Below are 13,050 nucleotides of genomic sequence, written 5' to 3'. Positions count from 1 at the left end.
TTCCTTCACAACAACCGCTTGACCGCCTCGGCAATCGCGTGGCGGTCTATGCGGGCGTCCGCGAGCTGTTCCTCAGGCGTCGCCGATCCGGGCAACCCGGTCACGGCGAGCTTCACCACCCGCGGGCCGAGCTCGCTGACGGCGTCCAGCACGGCGTCGCCGAGACCGCCCTCCAGACGGTGATCCTCGACCGTGATCAGGTTGCCCGTCGTCGTGGCGGCCTCCACCAGCACCGCCGCGTCCACCGGCTTGACCGAGTACAGGTCGATCACGCCGACCGGGACGCCGGCCGCCGTCAGCTCGTCGGCCGCCGCCAGCGCCTCGTGCACCGTGATCCCGGCCGCCACGATCGTGGCCCGGTCGTCGGGCGAGCGCCGCAGCACCCGCGAGCCGCCCACCGGGAAACGTTCGCCGGGCGGGTAGATGACCGGCGTCTCGCCGCGGGTGGTGCGCAGGTAGGACACCCCTGACACGTCCGCCATCTCGACGGTCAGCGCCGCCGCCTGGTTGGCGTCGCACGGGTACAGCACCGTGCTGCCGTACACCGCCCGCATCATGGCCAGATCCTCCAGGCCCATCTGCGAGGGGCCGTCCTCGCCGATCGAGACGCCGGCGTGCGAGCCGACCAGCCGGATCGACGCCTGGCTCACCCCGGCCATCCTGACGAAGTCGTGCGCCCTGGTCAGGAACGCCGCGAAGGTGGCCGCGTACGGGGTCCAGCCGCGCACCGACAGGCCGACGGCCGCCGCCACGAGCTGCTGCTCGGCGATGTACATCTCGAAGAAGCGCTCGGGGAACGCCTGGCCGAACTCCTCGGTCTTGGTCGAGTCGGCCACCTCGCCGTCCAGCGCCACCACGTCGCCGCGGGCCGCGCCGAGCGCCGTCAGCGCCGCGCCGAACGCCGCCCTGGTCGCCGCCTTCGCGCCGACCTCGTACTCCGGCAACGTCGCCTGTCGCGGGTCGAAGTGGAACGGCTCGGCCTCGCCCTCCGGCCGGTGCACGTCCACATGGACGCTGCGCGGCCCGCCCAGCTCGTCGATGGCCTTGTCGGGATCCTTGAGCGCCTTGCCGTGCGCGCCCTCCCGGTTCTCGACCTCGACGACCCCCTCGCCCTTGCGCGTCTTGGCCAGGATCACGGTGGGACGCCGGCGAGTGTTGCAGGCGTCCCCCAGCGCGAAGTCGATCTGGCCGGGGTCGTGGCCGTCGATCTCGATCGTGTGCCAGCCGAAGGCGCCGAACCGGCGCGCGTACGCCCCCGTGTCCCATCCGTGCCGGGTCGGGCCGCGTTGCCCCAGCCGGTTCACGTCCACGATCACGACCAGGTTGGCCAGCCCCTCGGCGCCGGCGTGCTCGGCCGCCTCCCAGATGGACCCCTCGGCCAGCTCACTGTCACCGCACAGCACCCACACCCGGTACGGCAGCCGCTCCAGCCGTCCCGCCATGGCCACGCCCACGCCCACCGGCAGCCCCTGACCGAGCGAGCCGGTCGCGACGTCCACCCAGGGCAGCCGGGGGGTGGGGTGCCCCTCCAGTCGGCTGCCCCGGCGCCGGAACGACAGCAGCTCCTCGTCGTCGATGACCTTCGCCGCCTTGTAGAGCGAGTAGAGAAGGGGGGAGGCGTGGCCCTTGGAGAAGATCAGGTGGTCGTTGCCGGGGTTGTCGGGGCGGTCGAAGTCGTACCTGAGGTGGCAGGCGAACAGCACGGCCATCAGGTCCGCGGCCGACATGGACGAGGTGGGGTGCCCGGAACCGGCCGCCGCGGCGGCGCGCACGGAGTCGACGCGCAGCTGCGCGGCCAGTTCGGTCAAGTACTGGAGATCGCGTTCAGGCATCAAGACCCTCCTCGTGAGTTTCACGCCGCCTACCCCCTGCGCGGCGCTTAACTCGGGTCTGACGTCAGCTGACCCCATTTGCCGGCGGTTGAAACCTCCCTCGCCTGGGTGGTTCGCGGGCGGCGTCAGGCGTCGAAGCGGCGGCGGGCGGCCTCGATGTCGCCGAGGTGGCGCTGCGTCCACGCGCACATGGCGTCGACTGTCGCGCGCAGGGCCCGTCCCGGCTCGGTGAGCGTGTACTCCACCCGCGGCGGCACGGTCGGATACACAGTCCGCTCGACCAGCCCGTTGCGCTCCAGCATGCGCAGGTTCTGGGTGAGCATCTTGTGGCTGATGCCCTCGACCTGGTCGCGCAGCTCGCCGAACCGCAGGGTGCCCTCGCCGATGGCCTCGATGATCAGGAACGCCCACTTGTTGGCGACGTCCGTGAAGATCTCCCGCGCCAGGGAGTCGGCCCGCCTCAGGTCCGCCTCGCCGTCCGAGCCCTTGAACTGCTTGGTCACCATGAGGTTCCCCAGTCACTGAAAAGTGCGTTCTTCCACGTCAGCGCTCACTCTCCTACAGTTCCTCAGTAACCACAAGAGAGTTTGGGTGGCCGTACGCACGTTCCGGCCGCCCCCGTCAGGAGGCGCACACCATGCCCGTCACCCTGCTGAACCCCGAGGGCCTGCCCGAGATCGACGTCTACCACCAGACGGCGGTCGCCTCGGGCACGAGGCTGGTCTTCGTCGCCGGCCAGGTCTCCTGGGACGCCGAGGGCGCCATCGTCGGCGCGGGCGACCTCGCCGCGCAGGTCGAACAGTGCTACCTCAACGTCGCCACCGCCGTCGCCGGGGCCGGCGGGTCGTTCGACGACGTGGCGAAACTGACCGTCCACGTCGTGGACTGGACCCCCGACAAGATGCCCGCGCTCCTGGACGGGATCTCCCGCGCGAAGGCGAAACTGGACACGACGGCGACCCCACCGGCGACCCTCCTGGGCGTCGCGGCCCTGTCCGTCCCGGACCACCTGGTCGAGGTCGAAGCCACCGCGATCCTCCCGTAAGGGACGCGCGACGTACTGAGAGCAACTGAGAAACGTCGTTCAAAACCCACTTCTCAGTTGTGCTCAGTTGAGCGCGGGCAGGACGTGACGGCGCGCTCCTCGGATTCGCGGGCGGGTCACGTCCCCGGATGGTGCATGAATCGGCCTTCGCGTGATGCGGGCCGGCAGGTCGAAGTCTCGTCCCCCGGCGGGGTCGGCAATGGTGGCTGACAGTAGTGTCTGAGGCATGCCTGACGTGATCACGGTCCACCCCGCGCAACCCGGCGACGGGGACGTCCTCGGCGAGATCCACGCCCTGTCCTGGGGTGTCTCGCACGGCCCGCTGTGCGCGCCTAAGGTCGCCGCGGCCGGGATCGAGGAGCGGCGCGGCAAGTGGCACGGCATCCTGGCCGAGGGCGGGGATCCGATCCTGCTGGCGCGCCTGAACGAGCGGCCTGGGGCCTTCGCCCGGTTCGGGGCCTCCACCTCCCGTCCCGGCTCCGCGGAGATCTATACCTTCTTCGCCCATCCGGACGTCTGGGGCAGCGGCATCGCCGGCGTTCTGCTGACGGCCGTCCTGGACGCGGCACGCGACGCCGGGTACGACGACGTGCACCTGTGGACGATCCGGGAGTCGGCCCAGGCCCGCCGCTTCTACGCCAAGAACGGCTTCACCGAGACCGGCAGGACGCACGACCACGAGTTCGAGGAGGGGCCTGCGCTGGCTTTGATCGAGCTGGAGCGAGCCTTGCCGGGGCGCTGAGCCGAACTGCCTTGATCCTCGGGCCCTCTGGAGCGAGTGCTGCGACTCTGAAGATCGCAGTGGTTGGAGGACGCTGCCATTGCCAGCCGGTGATCTTCGGGGCGGCTGCCAGGTCAGGCGGTAGGGGCATGGCCGGTACATCGGCAGAGGACACTTCGCTGCGCGTCTGGTCAGGGGGGCTCCCGTTGCCCACCCGGTAACCGGGTGCCGGGCGGGGGCCATGGCGAGCGCGGCGAGCGTCCGGGTGGGCTCCCGCGGCCCACCCGGTAACCAGGTGCCGGGCGGGGGCCGGAGAAAGGCCCCCGGTCAGCGGGCGAGCCGGCGCGCCACCGTGACCGCCGCGGCCACACCCCCCGCCGCCACCATCACCGCCCGTCGGTGCTGGGAGAGCCACACCTGCGGGCTGTGACCATGTGAGCGCCCGTCGAACGTGCCGTGCGCCCCGTAGTCCTTGTCCTCGTCGGCCGGCTCCCAGAGGTTCGACACCCCGCTCGGCTGCTTCTCGTCCGTCTGCTGGGACTGGATGCCGGTCCTGGCGAGGTACCGGTCCACCAGGGCGGGGGCGACGCGCTGCGCCATGAGGGTGGCCGCGGTGCTGGCGCCGACCCAGTATTCCTTGCGTCCGGGGTGCTCGGCGGCGTACACGATGGCGCGCGCCGCGACCTCCGGCTGGTAGATCGGGGGGACGGGCTGGGGGTGCCGCCGCAGCTTGGACAGCACCCACTCGAACTGAGGGGTGTTGACCGCGGGGAGCTGGACCAGCGTGACGTCGATGCCGCTCCGGTCGGCCAGGAGCTCGGTGCGCAGCGACTCGGTGAAGCCCTTGATGGCGTGCTTGGCCCCGCAGTACGCCGACTGGAGGGGGATGCCGCGATGGCTCAGGGCCGAGCCGACCTGGACGATGGTCCCGGCGTTGCGGGGGCCCATGAGGTCGAGGGCGACCTTGGTGCCCCACACATAACCGAGGTACGTCACCGAAGTGGTACGAGCGTACTCATCTGGCGAAATATCGGTGAACTTGGCGAAGACTGAGGAAAAGGCGGTGTTGATCCAGGTCGAGATCGGTCCCATCTCCGCCTCGACGCGCTCCGCCGCCGCCTTCACCTGCTCGTAGTCGGCCACGTCCGCCTCGTAGACCTTCGCGTCCCCGCCCGCGGTTCCCACGTCCACGGCGGCCGCGCCCAGGCCCGCCGTGCCGCGGGCGATCAGGGCCACCCGCGCGCCGCGAGCGCCCAGCTCGCGCACCACCGCCCGTCCGACCCCGCCGCTCGCGCCCGTCACCACTACCACGCGTCCTCGAAGGGATGCCATGTCGGTTGTCAGCCTGCCTCTCCCGTGTCTCGGTCCTTCTGCCGCCGGATCGCCAGGGCGATGTCGACGATCGTGATGATGAACAGCACGATCGCGATCCCTGCCATCACCGGCGCGCCTGCTATGAGTCCCAGCACCGTGAACGCGAAGAGGAACACCAGAATGAACGACCCCACCCTGATGTGCACCACGTCGCGCGGTGTGGCGGGCACCATGGGGTGGCCCTTCCGGTCACCCTCTTCGTGCCATCTACCGTCATCCGTGTTCTCAGGCATGCCGCTCACCTGCCCGTCCTGTTTGTTGCCTAACGTGCTGGGTAGCCGCCCTGCGTGCCCGAGCTACATCCCAGTGACCAGAGTGAGCCGGGGATCGTCCGGCGCCGCCGCGGGCGCGGGTTCAGCTACGAAGGACCGGACGGGCGGCCGGTGCGCGACAAGGCGACGCTGGCGCGCATCAGGTCGCTCGTCATCCCCCCGGCGTGGAAGGACGTGTGGATCTGCCCCTCCCCGTACGGCCACCTCCAGGCCGTCGGCGTGGACGCGGCCGGACGCAGGCAGTACCGCTACCACGACCTCTGGCGCGAGCAGCAGGACAAGGCGAAGTTCGACCACGTGCTGGAGGTGGCAGAGCGCCTGCCCGCGTTCCGCAAGGCCGTGGACGACCGTCTCAAGGGCCGCGGCCTGACCCGGGACCGGGTGCTGGCCGCCGCCGCCCGCCTGCTGGACGTCGGCTTCTTCAGGATCGGCGGCGAGAGCTACGACACCTACGGCCTGGCCACCCTGCGGATGGACCACGTGACCTGCAGCAACGGCGTCGTGACCTGCGCCTACCAGGCCAAGGGGGACATCTCCCGCGAGGTCGTGGTGGCCGATCCCGGAGCCTGCACGGTGCTGCGTTCGCTCAAGGCGCTCGGCGCGGAGGGCGAGCTGCTCCGCTACCGCCGCCCGGAAGGCGGCTGGGGCGACGTCAGGAGCGAGGAGATCAACGACTACCTGCGCGAACTGGTCGGCTGCGAGGTCACCGCCAAGGACTTCCGCACCTGGCACGCGACCGTCCTGGCCGCCGTGGGCCTGGCGGTCTCCAAGCACGCGCCGGGGAACGGCACCGCCAGGAAGCGGGCGGTGACCCGGGTGATGCGGGAGGTGGCCGAGTATCTGGGCAACACGCCGACCGTGGCGCGGGCGTCGTACGTGGACCCGCGGGTGGTGGAGGCGTACGACCAGGACAGGACGATCGCCGCGGCCCTCACCGAACTCGGAGCGGACGCCGATTACGGGCAGCTCGCCACCCACGGGACGGTGGAACAGGCCGTTATAGACCTTATTCGCGCCGTTTGAGCCGTTAATCCCCGGGCATGCGGCGACAATAGAAGGAGGCAAGCGATGGAAGCTCCGCAGTACGTCGCGGCCCGCGTCCAACAGGCGCTGGCCGAGGACGGACGCACGAACGAGCTGGGCATCAGGGTCGACGTCCGCGGCGACCAGCTGTTCCTGCGTGGTCAGGTGAGCGGAGCCGAGCAGCGCGACAGGCTCGGCCAGGTGGCGCGGGAGATCGCGCCCCAGCTGCACCTGCACAACGAGATACGCGTGGTCGACGTCTCGGTGCTGGGGGAGGATGAGCATCTTGACTGACCTGCGAATAGCGGCGGTGGGCGACATCCACCTGGGCGAGGACGTCAGAGGCCAGTACCGGCGCAGGCTTGAGGGCATCGAGGAACGTGCCGACGTGTTCATGGTCGCGGGAGACCTCACCCGGCACGGCACGCTGGAGGAGGGCCGGGTGGTGGCCGACGAGCTGCGCGACCTGCCGATCCCCACCGTGGCGGTCCTGGGCAACCACGACTACCACTCCGACCTGCAGTACGAGATCGCCGCCGAGCTGCGCGACGCCGGCGTCATCGTGCTCGACGACGACGGCGCGGTGATCCACTGTGGTGACCGGAAGCTGGGCGTGGTCGGCGGCAAGGGGTTCGGCGGCGGGTTCGCCGGCAAGAGCGCCAGCGAGTTCGGCGAGCGCGAGATCAAGAACTTCATCTCCCACACGCGCTACATCGCCGAGGCGTGGAAGGTCGCGCTCAAGGAGCTCGTGGCCGACCAGCGCGTGGTGCTGTCCCACTACTCACCGATCAAGGAGACGCTGGAGGGCGAGCCGCTGGAGATCTACCCCTTCCTCGGCAGCTACCTGCTGGCCGAGGCGGTGGACACGGCGGGCGCCGACCTGATCCTGCACGGGCACGCCCACAAGGGCACGGAGAAGGGCATGACATCGGGCGGCATCCGGGTGCGCAACGTCGCCCTGCCCGTCCTCGGCAGGGCGTACGGCGTCTACTGCCTGGAGGAGCCGGGCAACAACTACGACGACTGACCCCGAGGGCGTCACAACACGCGTGCGGCGATCACGCACACGTCGTCGGTGGACTCGTCGGCGCCGAGCCGGCGCAGCAGGCAGTCGATCATCTGCTCGGGATCGTCCCCCACGCACGAGCGCGAGGCCCGCAGGAGCGCGGCGATGCCGACGTCCAGGTCCCGCCCGCGCCGCTCCACGACGCCGTCGGTGTACATGAGCAGGGTGTCGCCGGGTTCGAGCTGGGTGACGGTCATGTCGTACTCGGCCGCGTCGAACGCCCCCAGCAGCGTGCCGGTGACCCCGTCGATGGCCTGCCCGCGCCCGTCCCTGATGAGGACGGGCGCGGGGTGCCCGGCGTTGGTCCAGGCGAACGTGCGGCGCTCGGGGTCGAAGTGGCCGATGATCGCGGTTCCGGTGACGGTGACGTCCTCGTTGGAGTGCACGATGAGGTCGTTCAGCCAGGTGGCGAGCTGACCGGCGGGAGCGCCGGTGTAGGCCAGGCCGGCCAGCCCCGAGCGCATCTGCAGCATGATGCTCGCGGCGGTCAGGCCGTGGCCCATGGCGTCGCCGATGGCCAGCAGCACCCGGCCGTCGGTGATCAGCCGGGCCTTGAACCAGTCGCCGCCCAGCCTGGCCAGGTCCTCGCTGGGCAGGTAGCGCACGCCGACGGCGAGCCCCGGCACCTGGATGAGGCCCCGGCGGATCGGCAGGATCGTGTTCTGGAGCTGGACGGTGATCCGGTGCTCCTGCTCGGCCCGTTCCTTCTCCTTGGTCGCCTGCTCGTGCGCCACGGCCAGCGCGCGTTCCCTGCGCCGGTTCTTGGTGACGTCCTGGACCAGGCAGCGGACCTTGACCGGCACGCCGTCCCCGTCGAGGATCGGCTCGCTGTAGACGCACAGGTGGCGTACGCCGTGCCGGTGCTGGATGCGGAACTCGTTCTCCACGGCCTCGCGGAACTCCAGCAGCGTGCGGATCTGCTCGTCCATGACCGGGAGGTCCTCGGCGACCACCACGGCGGGCAGCTCCTCCAGGGGCATCGGGCCGTCGGCGCGGGCGCGGCCGAACATCTCGTACATCTGCGGCGTCCACAGGGTGCGCTCGGTCGCCAGGTTCCACTCGCCCCAGCCCAGCTCGGCCAGGCGCTGGGCGCGTTCCCAGCCGGAGACCAGCAGCTCCTCGTCGTCGAGGATGCGCCAGCTCACCAGCAGGCCCTCGTCCACGCGCGCGGCGCGCACGGCCAGGGTCGCCGGCCACAGCCGGTAGTCCATGGCCTCGACGAACTCCAGCGGCATGTGGTGCAGGGACTCGCCCGACTCGTACACGGCGATGTAGTCGTCCAGCAGGCCCGAGCTGGCCACGCCGGGGCTGACCGACAGCAGACGGCGTCCGGCCAGGTCGTCGGCCGTGCGTCCGGCGGGGGTCCGGGCGTGCGTGTTCGCGGCCATGACGAGGAAGTCGACGACCCGGCCCGCGTCGTCGTGGACGGGGGTGAGGAACAGGGCCGAGGCGTGCACGCCGGCCAGCATGCCGCGCACCCACTCGGGCACCTCGGGCCGTTCGAGCACCTGCTCGGACGGCCGTTCGATGCCCTTGGCGACCTCGATCAGCTCCAGACCGCTGTGCTGGGCCATCCTGGCGAGTTGCTCGGCGGCCTCGCCTGGGCGGATGTTGAGCCGGGTGGCCAGGCGGGCCGTGGCCTCGTCGAGGATGGCCTGGGTACGCAGGTGGCGGCGTACGTGAACAAGTTGCTCACGGACCCGTGCCGAAGCCGCGTTCATCTCGTAGCGGCTGAACGGCGGAAATCTGCTCACTCGCTCCCCATGCCCGATCAATCGGGATTGAGGGCCGGTGGTGCTGATATTTCGGCAAAACTAGGTGGTCCGCTGGGCCGTTCTCGAGGTTCGGCCCAGCGGGTTGTCACGGACGGAGTGCGGGGCGGCGTGCGCCCTACACATTGAAGATGCTGACCCCGCCCGGGCCCACGAGGAAGCCGAGGACGATGAGCACGATCCCCCAGAGGAGGTCGCGACGGGCCAGAATCACGTAGATCCCGGAGATGACGAGGATGACGGCGATGATCCAAAGCAAAGTAGCCATGTGACTGCAACTGCCCCCACGCGCGACTCAGTAACATGTTTTCCTCCGCCGTAACGGGCAGGTGGTGATTCATGACGACATTCGGCTATTTCTTGTCGTGTGAGGAACACCGGCCCAAAGAACTGGTACGTCAGGCAAAAGCCGCGGAACGCGCCGGTTTCGAGGCTCTGTGGATCTCCGACCACTTCCACCCCTGGCTGGACGAGCAGGGCCAGGCGCCCTTCGTCTGGTCCGTGATCGGCGCGCTGGCCGAGGCGACCTCCCTGCCCATCACCACAGCCGTCACCTGCCCCCTCATCCGTACGCACCCGGTCGTCGTCGCCCAGGCCGCCGCCACCACGGGGCGCTCACCGGCGGACGGTTCCGGCTCGGCGTGGGCACCGGCGAGGCGCTGAACGAGCACGTCGTCGAGTCGCGCTGGCCCCCGCTCAGCGAACGGCTGGAGATGCTCGAAGAGGCCGTCGGGCTGATGCGCGAGTTGTTCACCGGCAGGCTGGTGACCCACCGGGGCGCCCACTACCGCGTGGACACCGCCCGGCTCTACACGCTCCCCGACGAGCCGGTGCCCATCCTGATGTCGGGGTTCGGCGAGAAGTCCACGACGCTGGCCGGCCGGCTCGCCGACGGCTACATCTCCACCGCGCCCGACGCCGAGTCGGTCACGCGGTTCCGCGAGGCGGGCGGCGCGGGCAAACCGGCGCTCGGCGGGCTCAAGGCCTGCTACGCCGCCGACGAGGCCACCGCGCGCAAGACCGTCCACCGCCTGTGGCCCACGCAGGGGATCAAGGGGGAGGCGTCGCAGATCCTGCCGCTGCCGCGCCACTTCGAGCAGCTCGCCGAGTCGGTCACCGAGGACGAGGCCGTGGGCGGCAGCCCGGTCGGCCCCGACCCCGAGGTCCACGCGCGGGTGCTCAAGGAGTACGTGGACGCGGGCTTCGACGAGGTCTACGTCAACCAGATCGGCACGGACCAGGACGCGTTCTTCGACTTCTACGAACGCGAGGTGCTGCCCAGAGTGCGCTGACCGGCCGACTTCACCAGCTCTGCGTACCCGAGGGTGCGCTAGCCGGCCGACTTCATCAGCTTGGCGTACCCGAGCTGCAGCCAGTCGGAGATGGCCACCGCGGTCATCGTGGCGCCGACGAGCCTGGTCACCCTGGGGGCGAAGACCAGGCCGACGGCGTACGCGGTGGCCGCCCACTGGGCCAGGCAGAACGGGCAGGCCAGCAGCTCGCCCATCGGCCCGCGCGGCTCCTCCTGGACCTCCGACGGGCCGCCCTGGCCCTCGTACCTGGTGAAGGGCGCCCGCAGGGGGCTCATGACCGGGTCCTTGGCCAGACGCCGGGAGACCTTGTGCGTGCAGGCCGCCATGAGCGCGAGGTCGAGGACGCCGACCCGCTCGGGCAGCTTCCTCTTGGTGAGCACCGCGGCCGCCGCCGCCCCGGCCACCCCTGCGCCGTACGTGGCGAGGATGCCCAGGTAGCCGCCCAGCGGACGATCATGCCCGTTGCCGTAGGCCCGTTCCGTCTTCTCCAGCATCTCGGTCATAGGGTGTGGCGCTACCCTCAACCCCTGCCTCTACGCGCCGTCCCCCGGGCGGTCTCTTGGGCTGTTCCCAACGTCTACATGACGATCGTGAGGGTAGCCCGGAACCATGAGCAGCCATGGTCATGCGGTCACTGACGCCATCCTTGACACGTTGAAGCGCGCGAGCTCCGGGCTGAAGGACGCCGGGGTGAAGTTCGCGCTGGCCGGCGGCTGCGCGGCCTACGCCAGAGGCGCCGCCCCCTCCTTGCACGACGTGGACTTCGTCCTCACCGAGCATGACGTGCCCGCCGCCCTGGAAGCCCTGCGCGGGCTGGGCTTCGAGACCGCCAAACCGCCGGAGGACTGGCTGGTCAAGGCGTACGACGAGGGCCGGCTGGTCGATCTGATCTTCCGGGTCTCCGATCATGAGATCACCGAGGAGCTGCTGGACCGGGCCGAGCCGTTGAAGGCGTCGGCGGTGATCGTGCCCGTGCTGGAGGCCACCGACCTGGTCATCTCGTGGCTGCTGCCGCTGTCGGAGCACGCCTGCGACTACGGCTCCCTGCTGGCCCAGGTGCGGGCGCTGCGCGAGCAGGTGGACTGGTCGCGGGTGGTGGCGGTGGTGGCCGACTCGCCGTACGCGACGACGTTCGTGACGCTGCTGGAGCGGCTGGGCGTGCTGAGCGAGCCGGTGGTGGCCGGCGGCGAGAGCCGGTGGCCCTGACCCGGCAGCCCTGAGGAGGGCGGCCCGGAACGGGCGGAGGGCCGCGCCCCGATCGGACGCGGCCCTCCCTCTAGAGCAGACTGCGAGGATCACCCGCCGTAGCGGCCGTAGTAGTCACCCAGCCGCGTGCGGTACTCGGGCTCCTTGTACCTGCCCTCGTCGAACTCGGGCGCGTCCTTGATCTCGGCCTTGGTGCGCGCGACGTGCACGTTGCGCTCCTGAGGGTCGATGCGCGTGACGACCTGCGCCGGCAGCATGACCTTCTTGCCGAAGATCCAGGGACCGGTGTCGACGATGATGTAGCTCTCGCCGACCTCGTACGTCGCCTCGTCGACGGACCCGATCTTCCCGTCGGTCGCCTGGACGTGGTACCCCACGAGATCCAGACTCTGACCCCGGTCATAGACGTCAGGACGATAGTTCCAGAGCTCCATCGGGCTCTCTTCCTCTCTTCTTCCGTCTTTTCTCGGGCAAGACTTCCGCTACCCGGACAGACTCCGGTAAACCCCCAACAAAGCGTCGGTGGCGGCGGCTACGATCCGCGTCACGGACTGGAAGGGGACCGGATGACCGTCGGCGAGGCGCAGGAGTGGGCCCCTCCGGGCGTCGACGTCACGCGTCCCAGCGTGGCCCGCGTGCACGACTGCCTGCTCGGCGGCGTGGAGAACTTCTCCGTCGACCGCTCGGTGGCGCGCCGGCTCAAGGATGCCGTGCCCGAGGTGGTCGACCTCGTCTGGTGCAACCGGGCCTTCATCGGCCGGATCGTCGACTTCCTCGTCCGCGAGGCGGGCATCAGGCAGATCATCGACCTCGGCGCCGGGCTGCCGACCATCGAGAACACGCACGAGGTCGCCCAGTTCGCCGACCCCCGTACCAGGGTGGTCTACGTGGACATCGACCCCATGGTCGAGCCGCACGCCCGCGCCATCCTGAGCGGCAACCCCCACGCCACCGCGATCACCGCCGACGCCCGCGACGTCGACGCCGTGCTCGGCCACCCCGAGCTGGGCCGCCTGATCGACCTCGACCAGCCCACGGCCCTGCTGGCCATCGGGCTGCTGCACCTGTTCCCCGCCGCCGACGACCCCCACGGCCTGGTCCGGCGGTACGTCGCTGAACTCGCCCCCGGCAGCCACCTGGCCGTCTCCAACATGCTCGCCTCCGGCAACCCCAAGGCCAAGGCCCTGGAGGCGCTGCTCCAGGCCACGATGGGCACCGGCCACTTCCGCGAGCGCGCGGCGATCGAGGCGTACTTCGACGGGCTCGTGCTGGTCGAGCCCGGGGTGGTGCATTTCCCCGAATGGCACCCCGACGAGCGGCTGCCCGGCCCGCTGGCCCCCTGGGAAGAGCTGCTGCTGGGAGGCGTGGCCCGCAAGCCGTGAAACCCGGCTGCTTTCGCCGCGGACGGCGGCTAGGGTGACGCCCA

At 70.4% G+C, this 13,050-nt stretch carries 15 protein-coding genes and 1 pseudogene; 8 read left to right on the top strand and 8 right to left on the bottom strand.

What is annotated here, in order from left to right; all coding sequences use genetic code 11:
- Positions 1-5 precede the first annotated feature (5 nt).
- Positions 6-1,832 carry a transketolase gene (locus ABT158_RS08215; RefSeq protein WP_352352075.1) on the bottom strand — a complete coding sequence of 609 codons (1,827 nt, stop codon included), beginning with the start codon at positions 1,830-1,832 and terminating at the stop codon, positions 6-8.
- 125 nt (positions 1,833-1,957) lie between these two features.
- Positions 1,958-2,338 carry a winged helix-turn-helix transcriptional regulator gene (locus ABT158_RS08210; RefSeq protein WP_352352074.1) on the bottom strand — a complete coding sequence of 127 codons (381 nt, stop codon included), beginning with the start codon at positions 2,336-2,338 and terminating at the stop codon, positions 1,958-1,960.
- A 131-nt stretch (positions 2,339-2,469) separates the two neighbouring features.
- Here ABT158_RS08210 and ABT158_RS08205 point away from each other — a divergent pair, with 131 nt between their 5' ends.
- Positions 2,470-2,877, top strand: a complete 408-nt coding sequence (locus ABT158_RS08205) for a RidA family protein (RefSeq protein WP_352352073.1) — start codon at positions 2,470-2,472, stop codon at positions 2,875-2,877.
- A 226-nt stretch (positions 2,878-3,103) separates the two neighbouring features.
- Positions 3,104-3,619, top strand: a complete 516-nt coding sequence (locus ABT158_RS08200) for a GNAT family N-acetyltransferase (protein WP_352352072.1) — start codon at positions 3,104-3,106, stop codon at positions 3,617-3,619.
- A 306-nt stretch (positions 3,620-3,925) separates the two neighbouring features.
- Here ABT158_RS08200 and ABT158_RS08195 read toward each other — a convergent pair whose 3' ends face one another.
- Together ABT158_RS08195 and ABT158_RS08190 are read right to left on the bottom strand one after the other, a co-directional pair.
- The gene (locus ABT158_RS08195; RefSeq protein WP_352352071.1) at positions 3,926-4,930 is read right to left on the bottom strand and encodes an SDR family oxidoreductase; all 1,005 of its coding nucleotides are present in this window, start codon (positions 4,928-4,930) and stop codon (positions 3,926-3,928) included.
- Positions 4,931-4,938: 8 nt separating this feature from the next.
- Positions 4,939-5,205, bottom strand: a complete 267-nt coding sequence (locus tag ABT158_RS08190) for a DUF805 domain-containing protein (protein ID WP_352352070.1) — start codon at positions 5,203-5,205, stop codon at positions 4,939-4,941.
- Between the two features lie 54 nt (positions 5,206-5,259).
- Between ABT158_RS08190 and ABT158_RS08185 the strand changes: the two genes are divergently transcribed.
- Genes ABT158_RS08185 through ABT158_RS08175 form a run of 3 tightly spaced genes read left to right on the top strand, consistent with a single transcriptional unit; the run spans position 5,260 to position 7,294 of the window.
- Positions 5,260-6,267, top strand: coding sequence for a DNA topoisomerase IB (locus tag ABT158_RS08185; protein ID WP_352352069.1), 1,008 nt, complete (start codon positions 5,260-5,262; stop codon positions 6,265-6,267).
- A 45-nt stretch (positions 6,268-6,312) separates the two neighbouring features.
- Positions 6,313-6,561 carry a BON domain-containing protein gene (locus ABT158_RS08180; RefSeq protein WP_352352068.1) on the top strand — a complete coding sequence of 83 codons (249 nt, stop codon included), beginning with the start codon at positions 6,313-6,315 and terminating at the stop codon, positions 6,559-6,561.
- Positions 6,554-7,294, top strand: a complete 741-nt coding sequence (locus tag ABT158_RS08175; RefSeq protein ID WP_352352067.1) for a metallophosphoesterase family protein — start codon at positions 6,554-6,556, stop codon at positions 7,292-7,294. The genes ABT158_RS08180 and ABT158_RS08175 overlap by 8 nt, the downstream gene beginning before the upstream one ends.
- An 11-nt stretch (positions 7,295-7,305) precedes the next feature.
- Here the strand turns inward: ABT158_RS08175 and ABT158_RS08170 are convergent, their stop codons facing one another.
- A complete protein-coding gene (locus tag ABT158_RS08170) occupies positions 7,306-9,087 on the bottom strand; it encodes a PP2C family protein-serine/threonine phosphatase (protein WP_352352066.1) in 1,782 nt (593 codons plus the stop codon).
- A 136-nt stretch (positions 9,088-9,223) separates the two neighbouring features.
- Positions 9,224-9,373 (bottom strand): GPGG-motif small membrane protein, encoded by a 150-nt coding sequence (locus ABT158_RS08165; RefSeq protein WP_165959640.1) that lies wholly within the window; start codon positions 9,371-9,373, stop codon positions 9,224-9,226.
- Between the two features lie 71 nt (positions 9,374-9,444).
- On the opposite strand from ABT158_RS08165, the pseudogene ABT158_RS08160 reads away from it, so the two are divergent.
- Positions 9,445-10,397, top strand: a pseudogene (locus tag ABT158_RS08160) (TIGR03557 family F420-dependent LLM class oxidoreductase).
- A gap of 38 nt (positions 10,398-10,435) precedes the next feature.
- Here the strand turns inward: ABT158_RS08160 and ABT158_RS08155 are convergent.
- Positions 10,436-10,921 carry a DUF1360 domain-containing protein gene (locus ABT158_RS08155; protein ID WP_352352065.1) on the bottom strand — a complete coding sequence of 162 codons (486 nt, stop codon included), beginning with the start codon at positions 10,919-10,921 and terminating at the stop codon, positions 10,436-10,438.
- A gap of 151 nt (positions 10,922-11,072) precedes the next feature.
- Between ABT158_RS08155 and ABT158_RS08150 the strand changes: the two genes are divergently transcribed.
- Positions 11,073-11,624: a nucleotidyltransferase gene (locus tag ABT158_RS08150; protein WP_352352064.1), complete on the top strand. Its 552-nt coding sequence runs from the start codon at positions 11,073-11,075 to the stop codon at positions 11,622-11,624.
- Between the two features lie 89 nt (positions 11,625-11,713).
- Here ABT158_RS08150 and ABT158_RS08145 read toward each other — a convergent pair whose 3' ends face one another.
- A complete protein-coding gene (locus ABT158_RS08145) occupies positions 11,714-12,001 on the bottom strand; it encodes a PRC-barrel domain containing protein (RefSeq protein WP_352352063.1) in 288 nt (95 codons plus the stop codon).
- A 189-nt stretch (positions 12,002-12,190) separates the two neighbouring features.
- Here ABT158_RS08145 and ABT158_RS08140 point away from each other — a divergent pair, with 189 nt between their 5' ends.
- Positions 12,191-13,006, top strand: a complete 816-nt coding sequence (locus ABT158_RS08140; protein WP_352352062.1) for an SAM-dependent methyltransferase — start codon at positions 12,191-12,193, stop codon at positions 13,004-13,006.
- Positions 13,007-13,050: the final 44 nt, after the last annotated feature.

It is taken from the genome of Nonomuraea sp. NPDC001636, assembly GCF_040298265.1.
GTDB lineage: Bacteria > Actinomycetota > Actinomycetes > Streptosporangiales > Streptosporangiaceae > Nonomuraea.
Note: the sequence above shows the minus strand (reverse complement) of the source record. Positions and strands in the feature narration are given on the sequence as shown.

Bases quoted from the DNA above. Each gene is read 5' to 3' on its own strand.
- ABT158_RS08195 (WP_352352071.1), bottom strand. From the start codon at position 4,930: ATGGCATCCCTTCGAGGACGCGTGGTAGTGGTGACGGGCGCGAGCGGC.
- ABT158_RS08205 (WP_352352073.1), top strand. From the start codon at position 2,470: ATGCCCGTCACCCTGCTGAACCCCGAGGGCCTGCCCGAGATCGACGTC.
- ABT158_RS08155 (WP_352352065.1), bottom strand. From the start codon at position 10,921: ATGACCGAGATGCTGGAGAAGACGGAACGGGCCTACGGCAACGGGCAT.
- ABT158_RS08200 (WP_352352072.1), top strand. From the start codon at position 3,104: ATGCCTGACGTGATCACGGTCCACCCCGCGCAACCCGGCGACGGGGAC.
- ABT158_RS08140 (WP_352352062.1), top strand. From the start codon at position 12,191: ATGACCGTCGGCGAGGCGCAGGAGTGGGCCCCTCCGGGCGTCGACGTC.
- ABT158_RS08190 (WP_352352070.1), bottom strand. From the start codon at position 5,205: ATGCCTGAGAACACGGATGACGGTAGATGGCACGAAGAGGGTGACCGG.
- ABT158_RS08165 (WP_165959640.1), bottom strand. From the start codon at position 9,373: ATGGCTACTTTGCTTTGGATCATCGCCGTCATCCTCGTCATCTCCGGG.
- ABT158_RS08215 (WP_352352075.1), bottom strand. From the start codon at position 1,832: ATGCCTGAACGCGATCTCCAGTACTTGACCGAACTGGCCGCGCAGCTG.
- ABT158_RS08180 (WP_352352068.1), top strand. From the start codon at position 6,313: ATGGAAGCTCCGCAGTACGTCGCGGCCCGCGTCCAACAGGCGCTGGCC.
- ABT158_RS08210 (WP_352352074.1), bottom strand. From the start codon at position 2,338: ATGGTGACCAAGCAGTTCAAGGGCTCGGACGGCGAGGCGGACCTGAGG.